Origin of the sequence: Paludibacter sp. 221, from assembly GCF_010501035.1 — a bacterium.
In the GTDB taxonomy this organism is placed as follows: domain Bacteria; phylum Bacteroidota; class Bacteroidia; order Bacteroidales; family Paludibacteraceae; genus QVMH01.
This window is the reverse complement of record NZ_QVMH01000057.1, coordinates 1-15,167: the sequence shown is the minus strand read 5'-3', so window position 1 is coordinate 15,167 and position 15,167 is coordinate 1. Positions and strand designations below refer to the sequence as shown.

Annotated in this window: 14 protein-coding genes and 1 tRNA gene; 12 read left to right on the top strand and 3 right to left on the bottom strand. The window is 39.7% G+C overall.

Annotation, left to right across the window (positions count from 1 at the left end):
• On the top strand, positions 1 to 593 hold a 593-nt coding region (locus D0T49_RS11435), incomplete at its 5' end, for a fibrobacter succinogenes major paralogous domain-containing protein (protein ID WP_239057067.1).
• Positions 594 to 743: 150 nt separating this feature from the next.
• Here D0T49_RS11435 and D0T49_RS11430 read toward each other — a convergent pair.
• A complete protein-coding gene (locus tag D0T49_RS11430; protein WP_163631546.1) occupies positions 744 to 1,019 on the bottom strand; it encodes an HU family DNA-binding protein in 276 nt (91 codons plus the stop codon).
• A 285-nt stretch (positions 1,020 to 1,304) separates the two neighbouring features.
• Between D0T49_RS11430 and D0T49_RS11425 the strand changes: the two genes are divergently transcribed.
• From D0T49_RS11425 to pgk, 6 genes are all read left to right on the top strand, one after another.
• Positions 1,305 to 2,054 (top strand): rhomboid family intramembrane serine protease, encoded by a 750-nt coding sequence (locus tag D0T49_RS11425; RefSeq protein WP_163631550.1) that lies wholly within the window; start codon positions 1,305 to 1,307, stop codon positions 2,052 to 2,054.
• Positions 2,055 to 2,147: 93 nt separating this feature from the next.
• Entirely contained in the window at positions 2,148 to 3,047 is a 900-nt protein-coding gene (locus D0T49_RS11420) for a rhomboid family intramembrane serine protease (protein WP_163631543.1), read from the top strand.
• Positions 3,048 to 3,167: 120 nt separating this feature from the next.
• Positions 3,168 to 4,184, top strand: a complete 1,017-nt coding sequence (locus D0T49_RS11415; protein ID WP_163631540.1) for an endonuclease/exonuclease/phosphatase family protein — start codon at positions 3,168 to 3,170, stop codon at positions 4,182 to 4,184.
• Between the two features lie 31 nt (positions 4,185 to 4,215).
• The gene (gcvH, locus tag D0T49_RS11410) at positions 4,216 to 4,596 is read left to right on the top strand and encodes a glycine cleavage system protein GcvH (RefSeq protein ID WP_163631537.1); all 381 of its coding nucleotides are present in this window, start codon (positions 4,216 to 4,218) and stop codon (positions 4,594 to 4,596) included.
• Between the two features lie 97 nt (positions 4,597 to 4,693).
• Positions 4,694 to 5,200 carry a 5-(carboxyamino)imidazole ribonucleotide mutase gene (gene purE, locus D0T49_RS11405; RefSeq protein ID WP_163631534.1) on the top strand — a complete coding sequence of 169 codons (507 nt, stop codon included), beginning with the start codon at positions 4,694 to 4,696 and terminating at the stop codon, positions 5,198 to 5,200.
• A 166-nt stretch (positions 5,201 to 5,366) separates the two neighbouring features.
• Positions 5,367 to 6,632: a phosphoglycerate kinase gene (gene pgk / locus D0T49_RS11400; protein WP_163631531.1), complete on the top strand. Its 1,266-nt coding sequence runs from the start codon at positions 5,367 to 5,369 to the stop codon at positions 6,630 to 6,632.
• A gap of 94 nt (positions 6,633 to 6,726) precedes the next feature.
• On the opposite strand, the gene D0T49_RS11395 is transcribed toward pgk, so the two are convergent.
• A tRNA-Arg gene (locus D0T49_RS11395) sits at positions 6,727 to 6,798 on the bottom strand.
• Between the two features lie 65 nt (positions 6,799 to 6,863).
• On the opposite strand from D0T49_RS11395, the gene D0T49_RS11390 reads away from it, so the two are divergent.
• From D0T49_RS11390 to D0T49_RS11370, 5 genes are all read left to right on the top strand, one after another.
• Complete coding sequence (locus tag D0T49_RS11390; protein WP_163631528.1) at positions 6,864 to 7,502, top strand: viroplasmin family protein; 639 nt, start codon at positions 6,864 to 6,866, stop codon at positions 7,500 to 7,502.
• Positions 7,503 to 7,561: 59 nt separating this feature from the next.
• Entirely contained in the window at positions 7,562 to 8,080 is a 519-nt protein-coding gene (locus D0T49_RS11385) for a shikimate kinase (protein WP_163631525.1), read from the top strand.
• 227 nt (positions 8,081 to 8,307) lie between these two features.
• Complete coding sequence (dnaE, locus tag D0T49_RS11380; protein WP_163631522.1) at positions 8,308 to 12,156, top strand: DNA polymerase III subunit alpha; 3,849 nt, start codon at positions 8,308 to 8,310, stop codon at positions 12,154 to 12,156.
• A gap of 162 nt (positions 12,157 to 12,318) precedes the next feature.
• A complete protein-coding gene (gene trxA / locus D0T49_RS11375) occupies positions 12,319 to 12,633 on the top strand; it encodes a thioredoxin (RefSeq protein WP_163631519.1) in 315 nt (104 codons plus the stop codon).
• Positions 12,634 to 12,860: 227 nt separating this feature from the next.
• Complete coding sequence (locus tag D0T49_RS11370) at positions 12,861 to 13,874, top strand: L,D-transpeptidase (protein ID WP_163631516.1); 1,014 nt, start codon at positions 12,861 to 12,863, stop codon at positions 13,872 to 13,874.
• Between the two features lie 149 nt (positions 13,875 to 14,023).
• On the opposite strand, the gene D0T49_RS11365 is transcribed toward D0T49_RS11370, so the two are convergent.
• On the bottom strand, positions 14,024 to 15,167 hold a 1,144-nt coding region (locus D0T49_RS11365), incomplete at its 5' end, for a fibrobacter succinogenes major paralogous domain-containing protein (protein ID WP_239057066.1).

Sequence of the window (15,167 nt, the reverse complement as noted above, 5' to 3'; positions counted from 1 at the left end):
CTGTTTACGGTGACTTATACCAATGGGGTCGTAAAACTGACGGTCACGAGAAGCGTACCAGTGCTGCAACCACTACATTGTCTACTAACAACGCTGCTACACTTCCTGCCGATATTTCCGGTTCATTTATTAAAGCTCCTTCTTATCCTTACAACTGGGTTGATGTAGCAAAAGCTCCTGCTGCTGACATCAACTGGCGTAACCAGAAAAACGGCACTTACGACCCATGTCCTGCCGGATGGCGTGTTCCTGCTCAGGGCGAATGGAGTGATATTTTCTGTGGTGGTTCTACTTCCGGTGCTTCGGGCAATGCTGTAGCTAATACTTGGGAGTGGCATGCTGCTGCTAACGGTACTGCCGGTTACGAGATTAAGCCCGACGGCGAGACTACCACTTTATTTTTGCCCGCCGCCGGCTATCGCGACCGTGGTAATGGCGAGCTCTACTACGTAGGTTCTTTCGGCCACTACTGGAGTGGTAGCGTTTACAGTTATACCTCGTTCTACCTGAGCTTCAATGGTAGTAGCGTGTACACTGCGGACATTGCCAGCCGTGGGCACGGCTTCAGTGTACGGTGTATTGCGGATTTATAATGTCTGGATGCATTTAAGAAAAGTATGCTAACTTGAAAAACGGATTTTCGTAACCGTAGGTCACTAATTTATAAAAATGAAACGACCATAATTGACGTACAATACGCTAATTATGGTCGTTTTGTTATGTGTGAGAAATAAATATAGAATTTATTTGTTGATAGCGTTTGCCAATTCTGCGCCAGCTTTAAATTTAGCTGCTTTGCGGGCGGGGATAGTAATTGCTTTTTTGGTAGCGGGGTTTATTCCCTGACGCTCGGCGCGGGTGGCAACCGAAAATGTACCAAAACCTATCAGGCTAACTTTATCGCCTGCTGCAAGTGCATCGGTAATACTTTTAACTACAGCATCGATTGCTTTTTTTGAGTCGGCCTTGCTAAGTCCGCTTTGTGTAGAAATGGCATTGATTAAATCAGCTTTGTTCATGGTAATCTTTTTTATTTAGAAACAATTAAACATAATTTTGACTATACAAAAGTAGTTTTTTGTATCAAATACGCAAGATTTTAAATCCGAAAGTGAATGCTTTTTGCCCTTTTATTCACAAAATATGTTAGAAAACATATTCTACGATGCTTTTATTCTTTATTTTTGCAAAATAAATCATACTTTTATTTTGATATAAATAATGTTTTCATAAGTTTATACTTTCTCGTCTAAAAAAATATATATAGAATAATGAATAATTACCGACCTTCGCTTTGGAATTCGATGCCCCCGGTTGTAAAAAACCTGATTATTATAAATTTTATACTTTGGTTGGCCACTATTGTAGTCCGACGTTGGGGTATCGACTTGAATAATGTGCTTGGAATGCATTATTGGGCTTCTGATAAATTTAATCCGGTGCAGCTCGTAACTTATATGTTCATGCACGGCGGTTTATCCCATGTGTTTTTCAATATGTTTGCGGTGTATATGTTTGGGAGCGCACTTGAGCAAGCATGGGGGTCGAAACGTTTTTTGTTTTATTATATGGTTACCGGAATCGGTGCCGGAATAATACAGCAGATTGTTTATACGATTGAGTTTCAGCCTGCAATTACTACTTTTAATAATGCTATAAGTGATGTAGCTTCGGGAGGGAGCATAGAGCCTTATAAAGACTTTATTGCAGCGAGTTTTAAAGTTAATTCTTGGAATGCGGTTGATACTCCACTGCTAATTCAGATGAAAGCAGATTATCTCAGTTATTTTTATACTGTAGGTGCTTCCGGCTCTGTATTTGGAATACTGTTGGCATTCGGCATGTTGTTTCCCAACACCAACATATACATTATGTTTATCCCAATACCAATAAAAGCGAAGTATTTTGTTGTTGGATATGGGTTGATAGAGCTATATTTAGGTTTTGCCAACAGGGCTGGCGATAGTATTGCGCACTTTGCTCATGTGGGAGGAATGTTGTTCGGAATAATCCTTATACTTTACTGGAAAAAGAAGGGACGACTCTATAATTAAAGAATTCAGAATTCAGAATTCAGAAAAATGATATTATTTTTATATTTAATATTCAGAAAATTAGACTTGTAACTTGTAACTCGTAACTTTGTCATGAATGTCTGGGAAAATATAAAACTTACTTTTAAGAAAGGTGATGCTTTAATAAAGCTGATTTATGTGAATGTAGCTGTTTTTGTGTTACTTAAAGCAGTTGTAATCGTTCTTCGCCTGTTTAATATGCAGGCTGGCTTTATTCTTCATTGGTTTGCCGTACCTGCCGACCTGCCGCAGTTGTTGCATCGTGTGTGGACTCCTATTAGCTATATGTTTTTGCACGACGGCTTTTTTCATCTGTTTTTTAATATGCTGTGCCTTTACTGGTTTGGTAAGATCTTTTTATCTGTTTATTCCAGCAGGCATTTAGTCGGTTTGTATTTTGTAGGAGGTCTTGTTGCGGCTCTTTTTTATGTTGCGGCCTATAATATATTTCCTTATTTTGCCGATAAAATTCCTTATAGTATCTTGTTGGGTGCTTCCGGTTCTATTATGGCCATTGTAGTGGCATCGGCTTTCAAACTTCCGAACATGGAGGTTCGCTTGCTTCTTTTTGGAGGGGTGAAGCTGAAATATATTGCTATAGTTGCCGTTTTGGTTAGTTTTTTTGGTATTACCTCCGATAATGCAGGCGGCGAGTTTGCACATTTGGGCGGTGCGCTTTCAGGTTATCTGTTTGTTGCCCTGCTGAATAAGGGCACCGATATTACAGCATGGGTTAATAGGCTGGCTGATTGGGTGGTAAACATATTTCGTCCTAACCCGCTGAAAGTAAAGAAAGGGAAAAAAACTAAGAATAATTCTTCGTACCATAAAATGACAGACGAAGAATACAATATGAACAAGGCTAACAGCATGGCCGAAATAGACCGGATTTTGGATAAAATAAAGGCGTCGGGGTATGATAGCCTTACTGCTGATGAAAAGAGAAAGTTATTTGAACAAGGGAAAAAATAAATTTGTATTTTTGTTTTTCCATCAAATACATAACCGGAGTTGAAAATTGTACGCGGCATATTTTTGTTCATTAATTTCGTTGCAATAATCTGTGCAGCGATTGCTTTTTTGGGTACTAATATGAGTCCCGAAAAGATTCTTATACCATCCTACTTGGAGCTTGTGTTGCCGGTTTTTGTAGTTGCAAATGTTTTGTTTGTTGTTTTCTGGCTTGTATTTAAGAAATGGTATTTTTTATTTTCGCTCGTGTTTTTAGTTTTGTCATACTCGTCTCTGAAGATATTATTCCCGGTAAATATTAATGTAAAAAAGAAAGAAGTTTCGGAGAATGCTTTCACTATGCTGAGTTATAATACATGGGTACTTGGCAGGATGAAGAAACATACGGCTGAATCTCCAAATCAGGTAGTGCAATATGTGTTGGATTGTGATGCAGATGTGATTTGCTTACAGGAGTTTGTTGTGTCTGAAAATGATGATTATCTGACCCATAGGGATATAACAAGTATGTTGAAAAAGAAGTATCCTTATCAGCATATATACTATAAAGACCAAAACAAACGTAGAAGTTTAGGAATTGCCACTTTCTCAAAATATCCGATTATAAATAAGCAAGCGATAGACTATACGTCGCGGCAAAACTCGGCTATCTTTTCGGATATAGTTGTAAAAAAAGATACATTGAGGTTTATAAACTGTCATTTGGAATCGAACAGGCTTACCGAGAAGGACAAAGCAATGCCATTGGAGCTTCGTAAAAACTTTGATACGGAGAGCTTGTCAAACGTAGCTATCCAATTGTCGCGCAAACTGGGGGTGGCTTACAAAACGAGGGCTGTACAGGCTGATATAGTGGCGGAGGTAGTGAGCAACTCTCCTTATAAAACGGTTGTTTGTGGCGATTTCAATGATGTACCCTTGTCGTATGCTTATACTAAAGTAAGAGGAGAACAGATAGATGTTTTCGAAGAACTTGGGTTCGGGTTTGGCTCCACTTTTACCGAAAGCCTGTATAAGTTCCGTATCGATTATGTTTTTTGTAATAAAAACATTATTCCATTAAAATTTAAGATAGATAAAGTGAAATATTCCGATCATTATCCTTTACTTTGTACATTGGAAATAAATAATAACTAATTATAAATTTAAAAATAAAAAAATTGACCAAATGAACGTACCATCAAACTTAAAGTACACAAAAGAACACGAATGGCTTCGTGTTGAAGGTGATATTGTTTACGTAGGAATCACAGACTACGCTCAGAGCGAACTGGGCGAAATAGTATTTGTTGAAGTTGAAACAGTAGGCGAAACATTATCGGCCGACGAGGTGTTCGGTACAGTAGAAGCTGTAAAAACCGTATCAGACCTGTATTTGCCAATAGCCGGGGAAGTGATTGAATTTAACCAAGACTTGGAAGATACTCCGGAACTTGTAAATGATGACCCATACGGAAAAGGCTGGATGATAAAGGTAAAAGCAGCAAATGTTAATGACGTAAATGCTCTTTTGTCTGATGCCGAGTATAAGGCACTGATTGGGAAATAAGGATTGATTTACAATATATGGGATAAGAATCGTTAGGGGATGTTTTTTGTGTTCCCGGTGGTTCTTATCTTTTTATTTTACTTTTAAAATATAGTTTATGACCCCAAAAATAAGCATTATCATGGGCAGTACCTCCGACCTGCCTATCATGGAGAAAGCGGCTGTGCTTTTGAATGAATTTGAAATCCCTTTCGAGATGAATGCCTTATCGGCTCACCGCACGCCGCGCGAAGTAGAGAGTTTTGCAACACAAGCGCAAGATAGAGGAATAGAAGTGATTATTGCTGCTGCAGGTATGGCGGCACATTTGCCGGGTGTAATTGCTTCTATGACAACTGTTCCGGTAATAGGTGTGCCTATTAGTGCAAGCCTCGACGGGATGGATGCTTTACTGGCTATTGTACAAATGCCTCCGGGAATCCCTGTAGCTACTGTTGGTATAAACGCATCGTTAAACGCCGCTATCCTTGCGGTGCAAATGCTTGCAGTAGGAGACAAAAACCTGCAAAAAAAGCTTGCCGAATACAAAGAAAATTTGAAGAAGAAAATAGTAGAAGCAAACGAGCAATTACAACAAGTTAAATTCACTTACAAAACGAATTAGTATATTGTGGGGGAATGGCACTTGTAAACTCGTAAACAAGTGTTTGTGGCGGCTTATTTATTTGCAATAATTTGTAAATGCTGAAATGATATTTTGCAAATAAATGTTTACCTTTGCAGCCTATTTGTAATCAAGATTAATTATAAAACTATCAAATAATAACATTATGCAAACAATTGAGAAATTTAACTTTGCAGGCAGAAAACCATTTGTTCGTGTGGACTTTAATGTGCCTTTGGATGAGAACTTTAATATTACAGATGATACCCGTATCCGTGCGGCACTTCCTACCCTGAAAAAAATATTATCCGATGGCGGAAGCCCTATCATTGCGTCACATATGGGTCGCCCGAAAAAAAATCCGGATTCTAAATATTCATTGAAGTCTATTCTCCCACGTGTATCTGAGTTGTTAGGCATCGAAGTTAAATTTGCTCCCGATTGTGTAGGCGAAGAAGCTGTAAAATTAGCTGCTGCTTTGAAACCGGGCGAAGCATTGATGCTCGAAAACTTACGTTTTTATGCTGAAGAAGAAGGTAAACCACGTGGTTTGGCTGAGGATGCAACAGACGAAGAAAAAGCTGCTGCTAAAAAAGCAATAAAAGAGAGCCAAAAAGAATTTACAAAAAAATTGGCTTCGTTGGCCGATTGTTATGTAAATGACGCTTTCGGTACAGCCCACCGTGCACATGCTTCTACTGCACTTATTGCGGAATATTTTGATACGGATAATAAAATGTTTGGTTATCTGATGGAAAAAGAAGTGGATGCGGTACAAAAGGTAATGTCAGACATTAACCGTCCATTCACAGCCATTATGGGAGGTTCAAAAGTATCTTCGAAAATAGAAATCATCGAAAACCTGCTTACTAAAGTTGATAACCTTATTATTGCCGGTGGAATGACTTATACATTCACCAAAGCATTGGGCGGTAAAATCGGAAATTCTATTTGCGAAAATGATAAATTAGACCTTGCGCTTGAATTGCTGGAAAAAGCTAAAAAGAATGGCGTAAATATGGTATTGGCGGTAGATGCTAAAATAGCAGATGATTTTAGCAATGATGCAAAAACTCAATTTGTACCTGTTGGTGAAATTCCTGATGGCTGGGAAGGTCTGGATATAGGTCCTGAAACAGAAAAGAAATTTGCTGACGTTATCAAAAAATCGAAAACAATCCTTTGGAATGGTCCTACAGGAGTTTTCGAGTTCGAGAATTTCACTCACGGAACACGCGCTGTAGGCGAAGCTATAGTGGAAGCTACCAAAAATGGTGCATTCTCGCTTGTAGGTGGTGGCGACTCGGTAGCAGCTGTTAATAAGTTTGGTATTGCCGATAAAGTATCTTACGTGTCGACCGGTGGTGGTGCTTTGCTCGAAGCAATTGAAGGACGTACTCTTCCGGGAATTGCTGCTATCCGTGGGTACTAATCAGGATTTTTGCATATATAGTATAAAAATAAATGAAGGTGTCTCATTGATAGTGGGACACCTTCGTAATAAAAAGAGATAACGTTCAGTTAAGTAGTCTCGCCGGGAATCGAACCCGGATCTACGGTTTAGGAAACCGCTATTCTATCCATTGAACTACAAGACCCTTTGTTAGGAGCGGCAAAATTACATTTTTTTCTCGATAATAAAAAATGCAAATGTCAAATATGAATGAGTAAAAGTAAAAATAAATATTTTGTGGTGTGGGAAGGAAAAACTCCGGGTATTTACAACTCGTGGGATGAGTGTAAAAAGCAGATACATGGAGTTACAGCTGCTATTTACAAAGGTTTTGCTACCAAAGAGGAGGCTATCCAAGCGATAAATTCGCCGTATCGGGATTATATAAAAAAGGCTGGCAAAAAGGTAAGTCAATCGTCCGAACAAAATAAGAGCACAACAAGCCCTATATGGGAGAGCCTGTCGGTAGATGCTGCCTGTAGTGGAAATCCGGGTATGATGGAGTATCAGGGTGTATATACCGGAACGAAAGAACTGATTTTTCATCAAGGCCCTTTTCCTGATGCTACCAACAATATAGGTGAGTTTTTGGCATTGGTGCATGGCTTGGCTTTGTTGAAGCAGAGAAATAGCAATTTGCCGCTATATACCGATAGCAAAACCGCGTTAGCTTGGGTAAGGAATAAAAAAGCTAAAACAGAATTGAAGGAAACAGAAAGAAATGCTGTTGTTTTTGACCTGATTGAACGGGCTGAAAATTGGCTGCGAACAAATGAATATACTACCCGGATAATAAAGTGGGAAACCTCCGAATGGGGCGAAATTCCCGCCGATTTTGGACGAAAATAATCACATAGTTACGAGTTACTTCTCTTTAATAATTAATCATTGATAATTAAACATTAAATATGTCCCGCTACTTTTTAATAGGATTCATGGCTTGTGGCAAAACTACTATAGGTAAAGCCGTAGCTGAAAAAATGGGCTTCGGTTTTGTTGATTTGGATAAATTAATAGAATCGGAACATAATAAAACAGTTTCGGAGATTTTTGCGGAGCAGGGAGAAGAAGCGTTTCGTAAACTGGAAAACGAATACCTGAAAAAATTAATATCCCTCGAGAATACAATAATCGCCACAGGAGGGGGAGTGCCTTGTTTTTTCAATAACATGGAGTTGATGAATGAGCATGGCAAAACATTTTATTTAAAATTTGCCCCCGAAGAGTTGAAGACACGTATTCAGATTTCATCTCAAAACTCGCGTCCGCTGGTTGCCGGAAAAAGCGATGAAGAATTACTTCATTTTGTGTCGGAAAGCCTGAAAAAACGTGAACATTTTTATAATCAGGCTACTTATACAGTATATGGTAATGATAATGAAATTGCCGAACAAATCATAGCTTTAATCAATCGGGAAAATGAATAGAAAGGTAAAAGTATTTACCTCTAACTCATTACCTCTTACCTTTGCCAATTTGTGGATAACTTTCTCCTAAAAAACTTTTAATCCCCTGTAAAAAAACGTAACTTTATCTGCTGAATTTAGAAACCATTTTTGAATTTTACAAAATAGAATATGACCTACGAAAAAATTCAAAACAAATTCTTGAAAATTCATTCTTTTTTATAAATCCATAAAATTAAGCAGCATACATGAGTTCGTTTGTCCATTTGCACGTCCATTCACATTATTCAGTCCTCGATGGGATGTCTACTATTCCGGGTTTGGTAGATAAGGCTATCCAATGCAATATGCCTGCCATTGCCCTTACCGACCATGGCAATATGTTTGGTATAAAAGAATTTTACAATTATGTAAAAAAAATAAATGGAAAAACAAAGGATAAAATAAGTGAACTTGAAAAAAAACTGGCTGATAAACAGCTTGCCGAAAACGATATAAATAACTACCTTGATGAGTTGGAAAGGCTGAAGAATAAAAAGCCTTTCAAAGCAATAATAGGGTGTGAAGCTTATGTAGCCCGCCGGGGACATAAATCAAAAGAAACCCAAGAAGATCGTAGCGGTTACCACCTTGTATTGCTTGCGAAAAACAAAACAGGTTACAAAAACCTTTGTAAGCTTATTTCGATAGGTTATATAGATGGGCTGTATTACCGTCCGCGTATCGACCACGAGTTGCTGGAGAAATATAGCGAAGGGCTTATTGTGGCATCAGCATGTTTGGGAGGCGAAATACACAAAAAGATAGAAGCCGGAGATATTGCAGGTGCCGAAGAAGCAGTGTTGTGGCATAAGCGTGTGTTTGGCGACGATTATTATATAGAACTGCAACGGCATAAGACTGATAAGCCGAATGCAGATTATTCTACTTATGAAAAGCAGCGCGTACAAAACGAGGAACTGATAAAGCTTGCCCGAAAAACAAATACCAAAATAATAGCAAGCAATGATGTGCATTTTGTGGAAGAAGAGCATGCCGAAGCACACGAACGCTTAATCTGTCTGAGTACAGGTAAGGACTTGGATGACCCCGACCGCATGCGCTATACAAAGCAAGAATGGCTGAAAACAACAGAAGAAATGGCTTCCGTTTTTCCGGATTTGCCTGAGGCGTTGGAAAATACGTTTGAAATTGCAGAAAAGGTAGAAATATTCAGCATCGATTCCGGCCCCATAATGCCGAGGTTCGATATCCCATTGGAGTTTGGAACAGAAGAAGAATACCGTCAGCGTTATACGGAGAAAGACCTTTTTGATGAATTTACACGCGATGAAAAGGGAAATGTAGTATTGTCGGAAGAAGAGGCGAACAAAAAGATAAATGTTTTGGGTGGGTATGATAAGTTGTATCGTATTAAGCTGGAAGCAGACTATCTTCAAAAAATATCGTTGGAAGGAGCTACAAAACGCTACGGAGAGAATTTTTCGGATGAAATAATGGAACGTATCCAGTTCGAGCTCCATACAATGAAAACAATGGGATTTCCGGGTTATTTCCTCATTGTTCAGGATTTTATAAATGCAGCCCGCAGTATGGGTGTGTCGGTAGGTCCCGGACGTGGTTCGGCTGCGGGTTCGGTAGTGGCCTATTGCTTACGGATAACCGATATAGACCCACTGAAGTATGACTTGCTGTTCGAGCGTTTTTTGAATCCCGACCGTATTTCCATGCCCGATATTGACATTGACTTTGATGATGACGGGCGGGCGTTGGTACTCCGCTGGGTGACTGATAAATATGGCAAGGAACGTGTAGCACATATTATTACCTATGGTACAATGGCAACAAAATCGTCGATAAAAGACGTTGCCCGTGTACAGAAACTTCCGCTTTCGGAAGCGGAGCGGTTGACTAAACTTGTGCCTGGTAAGTTTGCCGAAGATGCAACCGGAAAGTCTCCTAAAGTGAATATATCAAACTGTATAAAATATGTTCCCGAGCTTCAAAGCGCCCGCTATTCGAATGATGAGAATTTGGCTAATACGCTGAAATATGCCGAAATGCTTGAAGGGACAGTTCGGCAAGTAGGGGTGCATGCCTGTGGTGTGATTATTGGTGCTGACGACCTTACTAACTTTGTGCCGTTGAGTACTGCTGCCGAAAAAGGCACGAAAGAAGATATGCTGGTTACACAGTACGAAGGGTCGGTAATTGAGGACGTAGGTTTGATAAAGATGGACTTCTTGGGGCTTAAAACTCTCTCTATTATTAAAGATGCGCTCGAAAACATAAAAAAATCGAGGGGAGTTGACATTGATATTGATAATATCCCTTTGGATGACCAGAAAACTTACGAGCTTTTCAGCAACGGGCAAACGGTTGGTACATTTCAGTTTGAATCGGCCGGTATGCAAAAATATCTGCGGGAACTGCAACCTACGCAATTCGAAGATTTAATTGCGATGAATGCGCTATACCGTCCCGGTCCGATGCAGTATATCCCTCAGTTTATTGCCCGTAAGCATGGACGAGAAAAAATAGAATATCCTTTTCCGGAGATGGAAACCCGTTTGAAAGATACTTACGGTATTACAGTTTATCAGGAGCAAGTCATGCTTTTAAGCCGCGACTTAGCGGGATTCACACGCGGTCAGTCGGACGAATTACGGAAAGCGATGGGTAAAAAGCTCGTTGATAAAATGGAGGCTTTGAAAGTAAAATTTCTGGACGGGGCTGAAAAGAAAGGATTTGGACCGAAAAGCAAGTTGGAACAAATATGGAGCGACTGGGCCGAATTTGCCAAATATGCCTTTAATAAATCGCATGCTACCTGTTATTCGTGGATTGCATACCAAACAGCTTACCTGAAAGCACATTATCCTGCCGAGTTTATGGCTGCCAACTTAACGCGAAGTAAAGACGACATTACTGAGGTTGGTAAGTTTATGGACGAATGTAAAAATATGGGTATCAAAGTGCTTGGGCCTGATGTGAACGAGAGTGATTTGAACTTTACTGTAAACAGTGAGGGAAATATACGTTTTGGTTTAGGCGGGGTGAAAGGAGTAGGCGAGGGTGCTGTAATTGCTATCTCTAATGAGCGGAAGCAAAATGGCAAATACAAAAGCATGTTCGATTTTATTGAACGTGTGAACCTGACTGCCTGTAATAAAAAAACTATTGAAAGTTTAGCACTGGCAGGTGGATTTGACGAATTTCCGGATGTGAAACGTGAGCAGCTTTTTGTAGAAAACAGTAAAGGCGAGCAGGTGCTTGAGACTGTGATACGTTACGGAAACAAATTCCAGAGTGATAAAGCCCTGAATACGAACTCGCTGTTTGGCGACTTTGAAGTAATTGAGATTTCGAAGCCGGAATTGCCTTATGCTCCTGAATGGTCGGTATTGGAGAAATTGAACAAAGAGCGGGATTTGATAGGCATGTACCTCTCGTCTCATCCGCTGGATGAGTTTGAATTTGAAATGAAATACCTGTGCAATACAAGTACTACCGAACTTAAGGATTTGGAGCAGATAAAAGGCAGGCCAATAAAGGTAGGCGGCTTGATAACGGATATCCGTCACGGAATGTCGAAAGCGGGAAACCCTTATGGAGTATTTATTGTAGAGGATTATGGTGGCTCGCAAGAGTTTCCGTTGTTTGGAAAAAATTATATTGAATTTGGTAAATACATGATAAAGGACTTGTATGTGTTTATCTCAGCCATTGTGCAGGAAAAAGGTGCTGATTACAGGTTCAAAAAAGTTAACCCTGACCCGAATGTACCTAAAGAACTTGAACTGAAAATACTTCAGATTGACGAGCTGCGCGAAATAAAACATAAACTCTTGAAAAGTATGACCCTTACTGTGTCGCTCCAACAGTTGACCGACCCTTTTGCCGAAAAGCTGGCCGAAAGTGTAAAGTTGAACAAGGGAAATACAAACCTGTATGTGGAAGTGGTGGACGAAAACTCAACGGATAAAATCCTCTTATTTGCCCGTCAGTATAGATTTGATATGAATAAGGAATTTTACAATATGATAAAGCAAGCGAAACATGATGGTATAATATTAAATGTAGAAGTTAAGGATTAAGGAATGTCATGTCATTTCATTTAACTCATTTTGTTGATAACTTATTTGTATTTTTATTGATATTTTGCGAGGAGTTGACTTCCTTTGTAAAACTTTTTGGGGTAATAACCTTGTTCTTAGTAATTAAAAAATCATTGCATAAAATTATAAAAAACATATATTATGGCATTAGAATTTACAGACAGCAATTTGAAAGAGTATATTGCTGGTGGTAAGCCGGTAGTTGTTGACTTCTGGGCAGAATGGTGTGGTCCTTGCCGTATGATAACACCTATTATCGAAGAGTTGGCCGAGGCTTATGAAGGTCAGGTAGAAATTGGAAAAATGAATGTAGATGATAATACCGAAACTCCTGAAGAATACGGAATACGGAATATCCCTACCATTTTATTTTTCAAAAATGGAGAATTGGTTGATAAACAAGTAGGAGCAGTTCAGAAATCGGCTTTAGAAGATAAAATCAAAGCATTGTTGTAACATTCAGTTATAATAAAAATCAGAATACGAAAGGCTTGGAGACAAATATGTTTTCAAGCCTTTGTGTTTTTTATAACAGAAAAAATGTGTATTCATAAATTAAGATTTAAACTTCGAAAAAAAAACAATACTATTCTATAAACACTTGTCTAAATAAGTTATTTTAATCTCAGTTCGTAAACAAAAAGTGTGTTATTTAGGTTTAAGTATTAAATCTAAGTATAACTATGAAAAGGAATGTTTTTGTACTGTTTGGTGGGCTGATGATTGCTATGTATGCCTGTTCGTATCGTGCCGATAAATTGCCGGAAACTAAAGAAAATGTAAATGATACCTTATCTTCGGGTAGTGCCGAAAAGCCGGTTTTACTTCCTAAGGCGGCAGATATTGCTATCGAAAAAGATTTTATATATGATAATCTTATTCTTACGGATTCTTACCCTTACCGCAATGCAACAAGGCAATTTCAATGGGATAAGATAAGGGATAACATTGCCTATATTGATTCTATACAGTATTATCCGGCATCGTGGGGAGTTATACAAAACAGGAAAAATATAAATGGAGAAGCCCCGCTTGTGAAAAACCACAGAAAAAATAATTTCGACCGCATTGTCGACGATTATGGTGTGGAATGTTATCAGGCTGCCCCTCTTTATCATATATTAGATTCGGTAATCCCCGAAAGGTATGGGATAGACGGCACTTTGATTAAATATGTGGAGCAAGGCGAAAAATTTTCGCGGGTACGGGGAACTAATTTTGATGGCGAATGGCTTATTCCCAATAAGTATTTAAAACCGCTTCGGGATGTAACGGTTTTTACAAAAGCTATATTTGTGGATAGGGCAAACCAGAATATAGCTACTCTCGAAAAGGTTGAAGATAAATGGTTAGTGAGGAGTATGGACCATGCTACAACGGGATTGGAGAAGCCTCCTTTGCAAAAAGAAACTCCGTTGGGTATTTTTGTAGTTCAGGAAAAAAAGAGTAAGATGTATTACTTTGCCGATAACACTACCGAAATAGGCGGATTTGCACCTTTTGCCAGTCGTTTTTGCAATGGTGCATATATTCATGGTATTCCGGTGAATTTGCCCGATTCTACTTTTATTGAGCGAAGCTGGACCTTGGGCACTACTCCACGTTCGCATATGTGTGTGCGTAATGCTACTTCGCATGCTAAGTTTGTGTATAGCTGGGCACCTGTGTCAAAAGCTTTGGTATGTGTGATAGAATAAAGTAAGAGCCTGCCTCGCTAATCGGCACACATGTATAATAAAAACAAAACTCGTTTGATACCTCTAAAATTCACCAAACGAGTTTTGCATAATAAATATATTTTCCGAATTAGCTTATACTCTTCCTTGTTTTCCGAACAAGTGGAATATTATAATTCTGAGATACACCGTACACTGAAGCCGTGCGAACGGTAGTTCAGGTACGCAGGGTACACGTTACTACCACTGAAGTGTAAGTCGAGCGAGTACACACTGCTAAGGCTACCACTCCAGTAGTGGCCAATGGAACCTACGTAGTAGAGCTCGTCATTACTGCCGGCGCGGTAGCCGGCGGCGGGCAAAAATAAAGTAGTAGTCTCGCCGTCAGGTTTGATCTCGTAACCATTGGTACCACCAGTAGAATACCACTCCCAAGTATTAGTTACAGCAGTAGCTTTAGCACCGGGAGCTGAGCCACCACGGAAAATGTCACTCCATTCGCCCTGAGCAGGAACGCGCCAGCCGGTAGGGCAAGGGTCGTAAGTGCCGTTTTTCTGGTTACGCCAGTTGAGGTCGGCGGTAGTAGCTTTTGTTACATCAACCCAGTTGTAAGGATAAGAAGGAATTTTAATAAAGGAACCGGAAATACCGGCAGGAAGTGTAGCATCGTTATTAGTAGACAATGTAGTGGTTGCAGCACTGGTACGCTTCTCGTGACCGTCTGTTTTACGACCCCATTGGTATAAGTCACCGTAAACATCGGAGTTACGCTCTGCATCGTTAGCAGTAGTACCACCATAACTATATACAGGACTGGGATGTGCTTTTTGAGCTGCAATAGTTGTAACAGTAGCGCCCAAATTGTAGCACATAAACGTACTCCAACCACCTGACACCGTTTTAGCACCACAGCCTACAGCCACTTCGGCTATCTCGCTGTTTATGCTGTTGCCGTTAGCGTCGGTTATTTGGCAGTAATAACGGCGCATGCCCGAAGCGGTCAAACTGGGAGTGAAGGTATCTGAATCGTCTCCTGTACCGTCTGTCACAGCCTTAGGAGTAGCGTTCAGATTTGTAGGCAATTCGTACCATTGGTAAGCAAGAGGAGCTATTCCGGTAGCTGCTACGCTTATGGTAGCTGCGTCAGTACCAATACCCAACAAAGTACCGGCACCTTCAGTTTCTTTCCAGTTGAAAGCACGAGGCTGTGTAGTAATTTGTGGAGCTATATTATCACCGCAATTCGATATCCAAGCAGCACCGTTCCATGTGTCGGTACAGTTAGTGGTAGTGTTGTAAATAGTTAAACCCTTA